Below are 14338 nucleotides of genomic sequence, written 5' to 3' on the forward strand. Positions count from 1 at the left end.
CCACCATGGCTTACCTCGACCACGCCGCGACCACGCCGATGCTCCCCGAGGCGATCGAGGCGATGACCGCCCAGCTCGCCGTCACGGGCAACGCCTCCTCCCTGCACGCCGCCGGACGGCGCGCCCGGCGGACCGTCGAGGAGGGACGCGAGACGCTCGCCGCCGCGCTCGGCGCGCGGCCGAGCGAGGTCGTCTTCACCTCCGGCGGCACGGAGGCCGACAATCTCGCCGTGAAGGGCCTGTACTGGGCCCGCCGCGACGCCGACCCCCGCCGCACCCGCGTCCTGGCCAGCCCGGTCGAGCACCACGCCGTCCTCGACGCCGTCGACTGGCTCGCCACGCACGAGGGCGCCACGGTCGAGTACCTCCCCGTCGACGCCCAGGGCCGCGTCCACCCCGACGCCCTGCGCGAGGCGATCGCCCGTGACCCCGACTCCGTCGCCCTGGCCACCGTCATGTGGGCGAACAACGAGATCGGCACCATCATGCCGGTCCGTGAACTCGCCTACGTCGCGGCCGAGTTCGGCGTCCCGCTGCACGCCGACGCCGTCCAGGCCGTGGGTCAGGTCCCGGTCGACTTCGCCGCCTCCGGCCTCGCCGCGATGACCGTCTCCGGCCACAAGATCGGCGGCCCCTACGGCATCGGCGCCCTCCTCCTGGGCCGCGAGCACACCCCCGTACCCGTCCTGCACGGCGGCGGCCAGGAGCGGCACGTCCGCTCCGGCACCCTCGACGTGCCGGCCGTCGCCGCCTTCGCCGTCGCCGCCCGGCTCGCCGCAGAGCGGCAGGAGGAGTTCGCCCGCGAGGTAGGCGCCCTGCGCGACGACCTCGTCACCGCCGTCCGGACGCTCGTGCCCGACGCGATCCTCGGCGGGGACCCCGTCGACCGGCTCCCCGCCAACGCGCACTTCACCTTCCCCGGCTGCGAGGGCGACTCCCTGCTCCTGCTGCTCGACGCGGCCGGCATCGCCTGCTCCACCGGCTCCGCCTGCACGGCCGGCATCGCCCAGCCCAGCCACGTCCTGCTCGCCACCGGCACCGACCCGGACCTGGCCCGCGGCACCCTGCGCTTCTCGCTCGGCCACACCTCCACCAAGGAGGACGTGGCGGCGGTCGCCGGGGCGATCGGCCCGGCCGTCGAGCGGGCCAGGACCGCCGGCCTCAGCTGATCCTCGCGCGCGCCTTCCGCACCAGCGCCATGTACCGGTCCCAGTCCCAGTGCGGACCGGGATCGGTGTGGTCGGTGCCCTCGACCTCGACGTGCCCGATGATGTGCTCCCGGTCCACGGGTATCCCGTACCGGGCGCATATGTCGGCCGTGAGCCGCGCCGAACCCTCGTACATCGCCGTCGTGAAGTCCTGCGGCCGGTCGACGAAGCCCTCGTGCTCGATGCCGATGCTCCGCTCGTTCATGTCGCGGTTCCCGGCGTGGAAGGCCACGTCGAGCTCCCGGATCATCTGCGCCACATGGCCGTCCTTGCGGACCACGTAGTGCGCGGCGGCCCCGTGCGCCGGGTCCTTGAAGACCTTCAGGGCGGAGGCGTAGCTGCCCTGGACGACATGGATCACGACCCGGTCGATCGTGTAGTCGTCCGGCCGGTCGGCCCGCCGCCAGTTCGCCCGCGCCGCCGAGGTCCACTCGGCGCCCTTGTGGTCCAGCTCCCCCTCGACCCGCTTCTTCTCCATTCCCGGCAGCCGCCACCACAGGCGCCCCAGCTCGTCCCTGGCCAGCGCGACCGTGCCCACCGCGGCGGCCGCGCCGCCGATCAGCACGGCCCGCCGCCCCACGCGCCGGTCCGCCCCGCTCCCCGTGCCCTTCGACTTGCTCCCCATGCCGGGGAGAACGCTCACCACCGCGACCGCGGTTCCCGGAGCCCCGTACCCTGGTAGCGCTATGACCAATACTCTCCGCGTCCTCGCCGCCATGTCGGGCGGAGTGGACTCCGCCGTCGCCGCCGCCCGCGCCGCCGAAGCCGGCCACGACGTCACCGGCGTGCACCTGGCCCTCTCCGCGAACCCGCAGTCCTTCCGTACCGGAGCGCGCGGCTGCTGCACGATCGAGGACTCGCGCGACGCACGCCGGGCGGCCGACGTCATCGGCATCCCCTTCTACGTGTGGGACCTGGCCGAACGCTTCCGCGAGGACGTCGTCGACGACTTCGTCGCGGAGTACGAGGCGGGCCGCACCCCCAACCCCTGCCTGCGCTGCAACGAGAAGATCAAGTTCGCGGCACTCCTCGACAAGGCGCTCGCCCTCGGCTTCGACGCGGTCTGCACCGGCCACTACGCCACCGTCGTCCTGACCGAGGACGGCAGCCGCGAGCTGCACCGGGCCTCCGACATGGCCAAGGACCAGTCGTACGTGCTCGGCGTGCTCGACGAGAAGCAGCTCGCGCACGCGATGTTCCCGCTCGGCGACACCCTCACGACCAAGGACGAGATCCGGGCGGAGGCCGAGCGGCGCGGGCTCGCGGTCGCGAAGAAGCCCGACAGCCACGACATCTGCTTCATCGCCGACGGCGACACCCAGGGCTTCCTCGCCGCCCGCCTGGGCAAGGCGGAGGGCGACATCGTCGACGAGGCCGGTACGAAGATCGGCAGCCACGAGGGCGCGTACGGCTTCACGATCGGCCAGCGCAAGGGCCTGCGCATCGGCCACCCGGCAGCGGACGGCAAGCCCCGCTACGTCCTCGACATCTCGCCCGTGAACAACACCGTCACCGTCGGCCCCGCCGAGGCCCTCGACGTCACCGCCCTCACCGCGATCAAGCCCCGCTGGTGCGGCACCGCCCCCGAAGGGCCCGGCCGCTACACCGCCCAGCTCCGCGCCCACGGCGGCGAGACACCGGTGAGCGCGGCGATGGAGGACGGCGAGCTGAAGGTCACCTTCGACGAGCCCGTCCGCGGCGTGGCCCCCGGCCAGGCGATCGTCCTCTACGACGGCACGCGCGTGGTGGGCTCGGCGACGATCGCCTCGACGACCCGCCGCACGGCCGAAACGGCCACCGCCTAGACCGGCTCGTCCAGGAACTCCTCCAGGACCGGGGCCAGGACGTGCGGGGCCACCTCGTGCGTCTGGCCCGTGAGGGTGCGGTGCCGGGCCCGGGGGAGGGCCGCCGTCAGGGCACGGGCCGCGTGCCGGGTCGCCGCCGGGCTCGCGCCCCCGTCGACCACCAGCACGCGCGCGTGGACCTCCGCCACGAGCCCGTCCGCGAGCGGCTCCGGCTCGTACACCGACAGGGCGCCCACCGGGAGCCCGGCCGCCGCCCCCGCGAGCGCCAGGACACCGCCCGTCTCCGTGCCGTGCACGGCCGCCCCCGGCCCCGCCTCCTCCAGGACGGCCGCCAGGTCCTCGATCTCCCGCTCCACCGGGGCGGGCCCCCGCCGCTCGTACATTACGACGGAGAAGCGCCGGGCGAGCAGCCCGACGAGCGCCCGCCGGCCCCCGTCCGCGCCCGGTGCCCCGCCCACCACCACGACGGGGCGCCCGTCGCCGTACCGCTCGTACGCGATCTCCGTACCGTCCCGCGACACGACCCGGCCCCTGCTCATCTCGTCCATGGCAGGGCAGACCGGGGCCGCCGCCGGAACTCATCGCCGCCCGCCGGACTTTCCCCGCCGCCCGCCGGACTCTCTCCGCGACCCCCTACCGTGGGGCCATGAACATCTGCGTCTTCCTCTCCGCCGCCGACCTCGACGAGCGCTACACGGCCGCCGCACGCGACTTCGCCACCCGTCTCGGCAAGGCCGGCCACACCCTCGTCTGGGGCGGCTCCGACACCGGCCTCATGAAGGTCGTCGCGGACGGGGTCCAGGACGCGGGCGGCCGGCTCGTCGGCGTCTCCGTCGACTTCCTCGCCCACAAGGCCCGCCCGAACGCCGACGAGATGGTCGTCGCCGGCGACCTGGCCGAGCGCAAGGCGCTGCTCCTCGCCAAGTCCGACGCGATCGTGGTCATGGTCGGCGGCACGGGCACCCTCGACGAGGCCACCGAGATCCTGGAGCTGAAGAAGCACGGCAAGCACTCCAAGCCGGTCGTCCTCCTCAACACCGCCGGCTTCTACGACGGCCTCAAGGCCCAGTTCCGCCGCATGGAGGACGAGGGCTTCCTCCCGCTCCCGCTCACCGACCTCGTCTTCTTCGCGGACGACGGTCCGTCCGCCCTCGCCCACCTGGAGGCGGAGATCGGCTCCCGCTGATGCGAGCATGGTGACCATGGCTACTCATGTGATCACCGGAGCCGGTTCCGGCATCGGCGCGGCCGTCGCGCGCCGCCTCCACGCGCGCGGGGACGAGCTCGTCCTCCACGCGCGCGACGCGGGGCGCGCCAAGGAGCTCGCCGCGCAGTTCCCCGGCGCGCGGACCCTCGTCGGGGACCTCGCCGACCCGGACCGGCTGTCCTGGGCCTTCTCGCACCAGAGCCTCCCGGACCGGGTGGACAGCCTGCTGCACATCGCGGGCGTCGTCGACCTCGGCCCGATCGGGGAGCTCACCCCGAAGACCTGGCACCACCAGCTGAACGTCAACCTGGTCGCCCCGGCCGAGCTGACCCGCCACTTCCTGCCCCAGCTGCGGGTCTCCCAGGGCCACGTGGTCTTCGTGAACTCGGGCGCCGGGCTCAACGCGCACGCCGAGTGGGGTGCGTACGCCGCCTCCAAGCACGGCCTCAAGGCCCTCGCGGACTCCCTGCGCCACGAGGAGCACGCCAACGGGGTGCGGGTGACCTCGGTCTACCCGGGCCGCACCGCCAGCCCCATGCAGGCGAAGGTCCACCAGCAGGAGGGCAAGGAGTACGACCCGTCGAAGTGGATCGACCCCGAGTCCGTCGCGACGGCGATCCTCACCGCGATCGACCTGCCGCGCGACGCGGAGATCAACGACCTCACCGTGCGCCCGGGGCGATAGGGCATGGACGAGATCAAGCTCTGGGGCCCCGCCACCGGCGTCGGCTCCCTGCCCGGCGGCGACGCGCGCGAGGCGGCGAAGGCGGCCACCGGGTCCTTCGAGGACTTCCCGTTCCTCGCCGAGCTGCCCGCGCGCGGCCCCGGCGCCGACATGATCGGCCGGACGATCGGGATGCTCGTCGACCTGTACGCGCACGTGGAGCCGAGCGGCTGGCGGATCAGCGACCGGCCGGGCCGCGACACCAGGCGGGCCCGCTCCTGGCTCGGCGAGGACCTCGACGCCCTGGAGGAGTTCACCCAGGGGTACGAGGGCCCGCTCAAGGTCCAGGCCGTCGGCCCGTGGACGCTCGCCGCGGCCCTGGAGCTGCGCGGCGGCGAGGCCGCCCTCGGGGACGCCGGCGCCTGCCGCGACCTGGCCGGCTCGCTCGCCGAGGGCCTCCACACGCACCTCGCAGAGCTGAAGAAGCGCGTCCCGGGGGCCCGGCTGGTCCTCCAGCTCGACGAGCCCTCACTCATCGCCGTACTGCGCGGGCAGATCCGTACCGCCAGCGGTTACCGCACCCACCGGGCCGTCGACCGGCAGGTCGTGGAGAGCGCCCTGCGGGACGTCATGGCCGTCCACGACGGGCCCGTGATCGTCCATTCCTGCGCGCCCGACGTGCCGTTCGCGCTGCTGCGCCGGGCCGGGGCGGCGGGCATCTCGTTCGATTTCTCGCTCCTCACCGAACGTGACGAGGAGCCGATCGGCGAGGCCGTGGAGGCCGGGACGAAGCTCTTCGCCGGTGTGGTGCCGTCCACCGACACGGCATTGTCCGACCCGGGCGGTAGCGTCATGGGTGTCAGGACGCTGTGGCGCAGGCTGGGGCTGAATCCGGGGACTCTCGCCGAGTCCGTCGTGGTCACGCCCTCGTGCGGACTCGCGGGTGCTTCGCCCGCCTATGCCCGGGCGGCGCTCGCCCACTGCGTCAGAGCGGCACGGTCGCTCGCGGACAACCCTGAGTAACGGGAGGACGAAACGGTGGCAGTCGAACAGGGGGCCCTGCCCGCCGAGGCACGGGAGAAGCACGCCGAGCTGGCCGAGCAGGTCGAGGAGCACCGCTTCCGGTACTACGTGAAGGACCAGCCGGTCATCAGCGACGGCGAGTTCGACAAGCTCCTGCGCGCCCTTGAGGCGCTGGAGGAGGAGTACCCGGAGCTGCGGACGCCGGACTCGCCGACCCAGAAGGTCGCCGGGCAGTACGAGACCGAGTTCACCTCCGTCGAGCACCGGGAGCGGATGCTCTCCCTGGACAACGCCTTCGACGAGGAGGAGCTGGCCACCTGGGCCGAGCGCGTCGCGCGGGACGTCGGCACCCCCGACTACCACTATCTGTGCGAGCTCAAGGTCGACGGCCTCGCGGTCAACCTCACGTACGAGCACGGCCGGCTGACCCGTGCCGCCACCCGCGGCGACGGCCGCACCGGCGAGGACATCACGCCCAACGTCCGGACGATCGCCGACATCCCGGACCGGCTGCGCGGCGAGCGCATCCCGGAGCTCGTGGAGATCCGCGGCGAGGTCTACTTCCCGATGGAGGGCTTCGAGGCGCTCAACGCCCGCCTGGTGGAGGCCGGCGACAAGCCCTTCGCCAACCCGCGCAACGCCGCCGCCGGTTCGCTGCGGCAGAAGGACCCGAAGGTCACCGCCTCACGCCCGCTGCACATGGTGGTGCACGGCATCGGCGCCCGCGAGGGTTTCGAGATCTCGCGGCTCTCGGAGACGTACGCGCTGCTGCACGAGTGGGGCCTGCCCACCGCCCGGCACAACAAGGTGGTGGACTCGCTCGCCGGTGTACGGGAGTTCATCGCGTACTTCGGGGAGAACCGTCACTCCGTGGAGCACGAGATCGACGGCGTCGTCGTCAAGCTCGACGAGATCCCGCTCCAGGGCCGGCTCGGCTCCACCGCGCGCGCCCCGCGCTGGGCGATCGCCTGGAAGTACGCGCCGGAGGAGGTCAACACCAAGCTGGTCGACATCAAGGTCGGCGTCGGCCGCACCGGGCGCGTCACGCCGTACGCCCAGGTCGAGCCGGTGACCGTGGCCGGCTCCGAGGTCGAGTTCGCGACCCTCCACAACCAGGAGGTCGTGAAGGCCAAGGGCGTGCTGATCGGCGACACCGTCGTGCTGCGCAAGGCGGGAGACGTGATCCCGGAGATCCTCGGGCCCGTCGCCGACCTGCGGGACGGCACCGAGCGGGAGTTCGTGATGCCGGCGACCTGCCCGGAGTGCGACACGCCGCTGAAGCCGATGAAGGAAGGGGACATCGACCTCCGCTGCCCCAACGCCCGGACGTGCCCGGCGCAGCTGCGCGAGCGGCTCTTCTTCCTCGCCGGGCGCCAGTGCCTGGACATCGAGAACTTCGGCGCGGTGGCGGCGGCGGCGCTGACCCGCCCCCTGGAGCCGGCCGAGCCGCCGCTCGCCGACGAGGGCGACCTCTTCGACCTCACCATCGAGCAGCTCCTCCCGATCAAGGCGTACGTCCTCGACTCGGACAGCGGGCTGCCCAAGCGGGACCCGAAGACCGGCGAGGAGAAGATCGTCACGGTCTTCGCCAACCAGAAGGGCGAGCCGAAGAAGAACGCGCTCGCCATGCTGGAGAACATCGCGGCGGCCAAGACCCGCCCGCTCGCCCGCTTCATCAACGGGCTCTCCATCCGGCACGTGGGGCCGGTCGCGGCCGAGGCGCTGGCCCGTGAGTTCCGCTCCCTGGAGCGGATCGAGCAGGCGAGCGAGGAGGAGCTCGCGGCCGTCGACGGCGTCGGCGGGATCATCGCGGCCGCCGTGAAGCAGTGGTTCTCCGAGGAATGGCACCGCGAGATCGTGCGCAAGTGGCGCGCCGCCGGGGTCTCCCTGGAGGACGAGGGCGCCGGAGAGGACGAGGGACCGCGTCCGCTGGAAGGTCTGACGGTGGTGGTGACCGGCACCCTGGAGAAGTTCACCAGGGATGGCGCAAAAGAGTCGCTCCAGACGCTCGGAGCGAAGGTGACCGGTTCCGTTTCGAAGAAGACCAGCTTTGTGGTGGTCGGTGAAAACCCTGGTTCGAAGTACGACAAGGCGATGCAGCTGAAGGTTCCGGTTCTGGACGAGGAAGGCTTCTCCGTCCTGCTCGAACAGGGGCCCGACGCAGCTCGGGAGGCCGCGGTGCCCGTCGCCGAATAGCCTCCCGACACCCCCCGAAGGCTCACCCGTTCGGCGCATATCAGATCGTTACGGGTGGCCGGGTCGCATTCGGGCAAGAGAGGGAGAGCGCTGCCCGTCGGAGCCCTCGGCGGCCTAGTGTGGTGACCGTGCGTCCAGTCCTGCACGCCCGCGCGAGGGCTCTGCCGGTCATGGCGTCAGGACAACGGCACCGTGACACCGGGACGGCCGCCCGACAGCGGCCGCACGCCGGACGACGGACGGGGCCGGAGGACGTACGGCCGCGGCCACCGCGGCCCATCGCACACCGACGGCACCGCCGCCTGTGAGAGGGACGGGAATGGAACCGACCGAGAGCGCCGCCCCGGTCCCACGGCCGCACGGCCGTGTGGTCCCCCTGGGCTTCCCCTCCCGGCTGCCCGCAGCCGTGGTGGGCATCGCCGCCGTCGTGCTCGCCGCCGGGCTCCAGCGAGCCCTCAGCGGCGGCCACGGACTCCTCCCCGGCGGTGTCGCCGGCTGGGCCCTCGCCGTCCTCACCGGCCTCATCGTCGGCCACCTGGTCGCCCTCGGCCGGGACCGCTGGTGGGGCGGCACCGGCTCCGGCGCCGCCCTCACCCTCGCCGTTCTCCTGCTGTACGGCTGGGTGCCCGCCGGACTCGTCTCGCTGACCGTCGTCGCCCTCGTCGGCGCCGCCCGACGGCACCGCTGGCGCCAGAGCCTGCTGCACGGCGCCGCCGACATCCTCGGAGTCGGCGTCGCCGCGCTCCTCCTCGCGCTCTTCGGCGACGTACCGACCGTCGACCAGCCCTGGCAGCCCCTCGACTGGACGATCGGGGACCTCCCGGAAATCGTCCTCGCCGCCGCCGGCTACCTCGTGGTCACCCGCCTCCTCCTGTGGTACACGCTCGCCCCCCAGGGCCGCGGACTGCCCACCATCGCCCGCACCGCCCTCCTGAGGCAGGGCCTCGTCGCCGTCGCCCTGCTCGGCATCGCCCCGCTCATCTGCGTCGTCGCCACCACCCGGCCGGTCCTCCTGCCGCTCTTCGCCGTCCCCCTCATCGCCCTCGACTCCACCCTCTGGATCGCCCGAGCCCGCGCCGAGGAACAGCTCCGCGACCCGCTCACCGGGCTCCCCAACCGCCAGTGGCTCCTGGAGCGGGCCTGGACCGCCCTGGAGGAGGCCGAGGGCGAAGGAGCCCGCGCCGCCCTCGTCCTGATCGACCTCGACCGCTTCCGCTCGGTCAACGACACCCTCGGGCACCTCGCCGGCGACCGGCTGCTCCTCCAGATCGCCGAACGGCTCCGCCTCGCCCTGCCCCGCGGCGCCGAGGCCGCCCGGCTCGGCGGCGACGAGTTCGCCGTCCTGCTGCCCACCGCCGACTCCACCACCAGCGCCCAGCGCGTCGCCCGCCACCTCGTCGCCGAGCTCTCCTCCCCGCTCGACCTCGACGGGCTCACCCTCGTCCTGGAGGCCAGCGCCGGCGTCGCCGTCTTCCCCGACCACGCCCTCGACGCCGAGGGCCTGCTGCGCCGCGCCGACGTCGCCATGTACCAGGCCAAGCGCGACCGCACCGGCGTCGAGGTCTACGAGTCCAAGCGCGACTCCAACACCCCCGACCGGCTCGGCCTCCTCGGCGACCTCCGCCGCGCCCTCGACGCCGGCGAGGTCGAACTCCACTACCAGCCCAAGGTCCGCTTCGACGGCCAGGTCGCCGGCCTGGAGGCGCTCGTCCGCTGGGTCCACCCCGAGCGCGGCAAGGTCCCGCCGGACGAGTTCATCGCGATAGCCGAGTCCTCCGGCCTGATGCCCCACCTCACCGAGTACGTCCTGGAGACCGCCCTCGCCCAGGTCGCCCGCTGGCGCGCCCAGGGCCTCAACGTCCCGGTCGCCGTGAACGTCTCGCCGCGCGACGTCCACACCCCCGGCTTCGCCGGCGCCGTCGCCGCCCGGCTCGCCCGGCACGGCGTCCCGGCCGGCGCCCTCCAGCTGGAGATAACCGAGCACGTGCTCCTGGAGGACCCCCAGCGGGCCGCCGACACGCTGAACGGCCTCACCGGCCACGGCGTCAAGATGTCCCTCGACGACTTCGGCACCGGCTACTCCTCCCTGGTCCATCTGCGCCGGCTGCCCGTCAGCGAACTGAAGATCGACCGCTCGTTCGTGGCCCGGCTCGCCGTCGACACCGAGGACGCCGAGATCGTGCGCTGCACCGTCGACCTCGCCCACTCGCTCGGCCTCCTCGTCGTCGCCGAGGGCGTCGAGGACGACGAGACCTGGGAACGCCTGCGTGACCTGGGCTGTGACGCCGTCCAGGGCTGGCTGGTCGCCGCCGCGATGCCGCCCGGCGAGGCCACCGCCTGGCTCCTGGCCCGCGGCGAGCACGGCTGGCGCCGCCCCGCCGACATCGCCGCCCAGGTCGACCTGGACCACCCTTCGGGCCAGGTCGTACAGTGACGTTCCTCCCCTTGTCAGGGGATGTCCCGGGCGAGGAACTCGACCAGTTCGCCGGGCAACTCTGCTCCCCGCTCCGGCGGGGATGAATGGGCGTGTTCGTGGCGGTGGCCCGCGCCCCATAGGATTGCGGTACATCCCACAAGACTCACCCCTGAGGATCGCTGCATGCCTGGCATCACGCGCGAGGAGGTCGCCCACCTCGCCCGGCTGACGCGTCTGGAGCTGTCCGGTGAAGAGCAAGACCACTTCGCCGAACAGCTCGACGTGATCATCGGCGCGGTCGCCCGCGTCTCCGAGGTCGCCGACCAAGACGTTCCGCCGACCTCCCACCCGCTGCCGCTGACCAATGTCATGCGCGCGGACGAGGTCCGTCCGTCGCTCACCCCCGAGCAGGCGCTCTCCGGCGCCCCGGCCCAGGAGCAGCAGCGTTTCAAGGTGCCGCAGATCCTGGGGGAGGACTAAGAAGTCATGACGGACAACACCATCATCAAGCTCACCGCGGCCGAGATCGCCGGGAAGATCGCCGCCGGCGAGCTGACCGCCGTCGAGGTCACCGAGGCCCACCTCGCCCGCATCGAGGCCGTCGACGAGAAGGTCCACGCCTTCCTGCACGTCGACCGCGAGGGCGCCCTCGCCCAGGCCCGTGCCGTCGACGAGAAGCGCGCCCGGGGCGAGAAGCTGGGCCCGCTCGCCGGTGTGCCGCTCGCGCTCAAGGACATCTTCACCACCGTCGGCATGCCGACCACCGTGGGCTCGAAGATCCTCGAGGGCTGGATCCCGCCGTACGACGCGACCCTGGTCAAGAACCTGAAGGCCGCCGACGTCGTCATCCTCGGCAAGACCAACATGGACGAGTTCGCGATGGGCTCCTCCACGGAGAACAGCGCCTACGGCCCGACCGGCAATCCCTGGGACCTGACCCGGATCCCCGGCGGCTCCGGCGGCGGCTCCTCGGCCGCGCTCGCCGCGTACGAGGCCCCGCTCGCCATCGGCACGGACACCGGCGGCTCCATCCGCCAGCCCGCGGCCGTCACCGGCACCGTCGGCGTCAAGCCGACCTACGGCGGCGTCTCCCGCTTCGGCATGGTGGCCTTCTCCTCCTCCCTCGACCAGGGCGGCCCCTGCGCCCGTACGGTCCTGGACGCGGCCCTCCTCCACGAGGCGATCGCCGGGCACGACCCGCTCGACTCGACCTCCATCGACGCCCCGGTCCCGCCGGTCGTCGAGGCCGCCCGCAACGGCTCGGTCGACGGCATGCGGATCGGTGTCGTCAAGCAGTTCCGCGGCGAGGGCTACCAGGCCGGCGTCGTGCAGCGCTTCGACGAGTCCGTCGAGCTGCTGAAGTCGCTGGGCGCCGAGATCGTCGAGCTGGACTGCCCGACCTTCGACCTCGCGCTCTCCGCGTACTACCTGATCGCGCCGTCGGAGTGCTCCTCCAACCTGGCCCGCTTCGACGCCATGCGCTACGGCCTGCGGGTCGGCGACGACGGCACCCGCTCGGCCGAGGACGTCACCGCCCTCACCCGTGAGGCCGGCTTCGGCGACGAGGTCAAGCGCCGCATCATCCTCGGTACGTACGCGCTCAGCTCCGGCTACTACGACGCGTACTACGGCTCGGCCCAGAAGGTCCGCACCCTCATCACCCGCGAGTTCGAGAAGGCCTTCGAGGAGGTGGACGTCATCGTCTCCCCGACGACCCCCACCACCGCCTTCCCGATCGGCGAGCGCGCCGACGACCCGATGGCGATGTACCTCGCGGACCTGTGCACCATCCCGACCAACCTGGCCGGCAACGCCGCCATGTCGCTGCCCTGCGGCCTGGCGCCGGAGGACGGTCTCCCGGTCGGTCTGCAGATCATCGCCCCCGCCATGAAGGACGACCGGCTGTACAAGGTCGGCGCCGCCGTCGAGGCCGCCTTCGTGGAAAAGTGGGGTCACCCGCTGCTTGAGGAGGCTCCGTCGCTTTGAGTACCAGTGCACTGCAGAAGGCCAAGGGCTTCAAGAAGTCGAAGACCGGCACGTACCTGTCCATGGGTACCACCGCCTTCGGCGCCATCGCTGTGACGAAGCAGATCAAGAAGGCCCGCGCCGAGCACGACACGCTCAAGCTCGTCGACGCGGTCGTGTCCGCCGCCGCCATCGTCACCGGCCTCGCCATCCTGTACCGCGAGCTGAAGCGGCTCGGCGACGACGACGTCCTGCTGGGCTGAGAGGGAAGTTCCACCGTGACTGTCACTGAACTGCTGTCGTACGAAGCGGCGCTCGCCGAGTACGACCCCGTCATGGGCCTCGAGGTCCATGTCGAGCTCGGCACGAAGACGAAGATGTTCTGCGGCTGCTCGACCGAGCTGGGCGCGGAGCCCAACTCGCAGACCTGCCCGACCTGCCTCGGCCTGCCCGGCTCCCTGCCGGTGGTCAACGCGATCGGCGTCGAGTCCGCGATCAAGATCGGTCTCGCGCTGAACTGCGAGATCGCCGAGTGGTGCCGCTTCGCCCGGAAGAACTACTTCTATCCGGACATGCCGAAGAACTTCCAGACCTCCCAGTACGACGAGCCGATCGCCTTCAACGGCTACCTGGACGTCCAGCTGGAGGACGGCGAGGTCTTCCGCGTGGAGATCGAGCGCGCCCACATGGAGGAGGACACCGGCAAGTCCACCCACATCGGTGGCGCGACCGGCCGCATCCACGGCGCCTCGCACTCGCTGCTCGACTACAACCGGGCCGGCATCCCGCTCATCGAGATCGTCACCAAGCCGATCGAGGGCGCGGGCGAGCGGGCCCCCGAGGTCGCCAAGGCGTACGTCGCCGAGCTGCGCGAGCTGATCCGAGCCCTGGGCGTCTCCGAGGCGCGCATGGACAAGGGCCAGATGCGCTGCGACGTGAACCTGTCGCTGCGTCCGAACGGCACCAAGACCTTCGGCACCCGCTCGGAGACGAAGAACGTCAACTCGCTCCGTTCGGTGGAGCGGGCGGCGCGCTTCGAGATCCAGCGGCACGCGGCCGTCCTCGCCTCCGGCGGGACGATCGTGCAGGAGACCCGTCACTTCCACGAGGACGACGGCTCCACCACCTCCGGCCGCATCAAGGACAACGCCGAGGACTACCGGTACTTCCCGGAGCCCGACCTCGTCCCCGTCGCCCCGGCCCGCGAGTGGGTCGAGGAGCTGCGTGCCGGCCTGCCCGAGCTGCCGCGCGTGCGCCGCAACCGGCTCCGTGAGGAGTGGGGCGTCTCCGAGCACGAGATGCAGTCCATCCTCAACGCCGGCGCGGTCGACGCGATCGTCGCCACCACCGAGGCGGGCGCCGACGCGGCGTCGGCCCGCAAGTGGTGGATGGGCGAGCTGGCCCGCAACGCCAACGAGAAGGGCGTCTCCCTGGAGGAGCTGCCCATCACGCCGGCGGACGTGGCCCGGGTCTCGGCCCTGGTCGCCGGCGGCGACCTCAACGACAAGCTGGCCCGTCAGGTCATCGAGGGCGTCCTCGCCGGCGAGGGCACCCCGGACGACGTCGTCGAGAAGCGCGGTCTGAAGGTCGTCTCCGACGACAGCGCGCTCGGCGCGGCGGTCGACGAGGCCATCGCGGGCAACGCGGCCATCGCCGACAAGATCCGCGGCGGCAAGGTCGCGGCGGTCGGCGCCCTGGTCGGCGCGGTCATGAAGGCCACCCGTGGCCAGGCGGACGCGGCGAAGGTCAAGGACCTGATCCTGGAGAAGCTGGGCGTCACCGAGGGCTGATCCCCTCCGGGGCACCTCGTACGAGGGGCGGCCCGGCTGTCATGACGACAGCCGGACCGCCCCT

Annotated in this window: 13 protein-coding genes; 11 read left to right on the forward strand and 2 right to left on the reverse strand. The window is 72.4% G+C overall.

Annotated features, from left to right (window positions below):
* Positions 1-5: 5 nt before the first annotated feature.
* On the forward strand, positions 6-1169 hold the full coding sequence (locus ACF07V_RS23120) for a cysteine desulfurase family protein (RefSeq protein ID WP_392156755.1): 1164 nt from the start codon (positions 6-8) through the stop codon (positions 1167-1169).
* On the opposite strand, the gene ACF07V_RS23125 is transcribed toward ACF07V_RS23120, so the two are convergent.
* Complete coding sequence (locus ACF07V_RS23125) at positions 1162-1833, reverse strand: N-acetylmuramoyl-L-alanine amidase (RefSeq protein ID WP_392156757.1); 672 nt, start codon at positions 1831-1833, stop codon at positions 1162-1164. The two genes, ACF07V_RS23120 and ACF07V_RS23125, sit on opposite strands and share 8 nt — an antisense overlap.
* A 61-nt stretch (positions 1834-1894) precedes the next feature.
* On the opposite strand from ACF07V_RS23125, the gene mnmA reads away from it, so the two are divergent.
* Positions 1895-3013 (forward strand): tRNA 2-thiouridine(34) synthase MnmA, encoded by a 1119-nt coding sequence (gene mnmA / locus ACF07V_RS23130; RefSeq protein WP_392156759.1) that lies wholly within the window; start codon positions 1895-1897, stop codon positions 3011-3013.
* On the opposite strand, the gene ACF07V_RS23135 is transcribed toward mnmA, so the two are convergent.
* Positions 3010-3561: an alpha/beta fold hydrolase gene (locus ACF07V_RS23135; protein WP_392156760.1), complete on the reverse strand. Its 552-nt coding sequence runs from the start codon at positions 3559-3561 to the stop codon at positions 3010-3012. The genes mnmA and ACF07V_RS23135 overlap by 4 nt on opposite strands.
* A 98-nt stretch (positions 3562-3659) precedes the next feature.
* Here ACF07V_RS23135 and ACF07V_RS23140 point away from each other — a divergent pair, with 98 nt between their 5' ends.
* The 9 genes from ACF07V_RS23140 to gatB all read left to right on the forward strand — a co-directional run bounded on the left by ACF07V_RS23140 (position 3660) and on the right by gatB (position 14274).
* Entirely contained in the window at positions 3660-4199 is a 540-nt protein-coding gene (locus ACF07V_RS23140; protein ID WP_392156761.1) for a TIGR00730 family Rossman fold protein, read from the forward strand.
* A 7-nt stretch (positions 4200-4206) separates the two neighbouring features.
* A complete protein-coding gene (locus ACF07V_RS23145; protein ID WP_392156763.1) occupies positions 4207-4905 on the forward strand; it encodes an SDR family oxidoreductase in 699 nt (232 codons plus the stop codon).
* A 3-nt stretch (positions 4906-4908) separates the two neighbouring features.
* Positions 4909-5907: a methionine synthase gene (locus ACF07V_RS23150; RefSeq protein ID WP_392156764.1), complete on the forward strand. Its 999-nt coding sequence runs from the start codon at positions 4909-4911 to the stop codon at positions 5905-5907.
* A 15-nt stretch (positions 5908-5922) separates the two neighbouring features.
* Positions 5923-8103, forward strand: a complete 2181-nt coding sequence (gene ligA, locus ACF07V_RS23155) for an NAD-dependent DNA ligase LigA (protein WP_392156767.1) — start codon at positions 5923-5925, stop codon at positions 8101-8103.
* Between the two features lie 319 nt (positions 8104-8422).
* Entirely contained in the window at positions 8423-10537 is a 2115-nt protein-coding gene (locus ACF07V_RS23160; protein ID WP_392156768.1) for a putative bifunctional diguanylate cyclase/phosphodiesterase, read from the forward strand.
* Between the two features lie 165 nt (positions 10538-10702).
* The gene (gene gatC, locus ACF07V_RS23165; RefSeq protein ID WP_188269648.1) at positions 10703-10999 is read left to right on the forward strand and encodes an Asp-tRNA(Asn)/Glu-tRNA(Gln) amidotransferase subunit GatC; all 297 of its coding nucleotides are present in this window, start codon (positions 10703-10705) and stop codon (positions 10997-10999) included.
* A gap of 6 nt (positions 11000-11005) precedes the next feature.
* Positions 11006-12505 carry an Asp-tRNA(Asn)/Glu-tRNA(Gln) amidotransferase subunit GatA gene (gatA, locus tag ACF07V_RS23170; protein ID WP_392156769.1) on the forward strand — a complete coding sequence of 500 codons (1500 nt, stop codon included), beginning with the start codon at positions 11006-11008 and terminating at the stop codon, positions 12503-12505.
* 62 nt (positions 12506-12567) lie between these two features.
* Positions 12568-12747 (forward strand): hypothetical protein, encoded by a 180-nt coding sequence (locus ACF07V_RS23175; RefSeq protein WP_352027755.1) that lies wholly within the window; start codon positions 12568-12570, stop codon positions 12745-12747.
* Between the two features lie 15 nt (positions 12748-12762).
* A complete protein-coding gene (gene gatB / locus ACF07V_RS23180; RefSeq protein WP_392156771.1) occupies positions 12763-14274 on the forward strand; it encodes an Asp-tRNA(Asn)/Glu-tRNA(Gln) amidotransferase subunit GatB in 1512 nt (503 codons plus the stop codon).
* The last annotated feature ends 64 nt before the right edge of the window (positions 14275-14338 follow it).

Origin of the sequence: Streptomyces sp. NPDC015661 (genome assembly GCF_043077765.1) — a bacterium.
GTDB lineage: Bacteria > Actinomycetota > Actinomycetes > Streptomycetales > Streptomycetaceae > Streptomyces.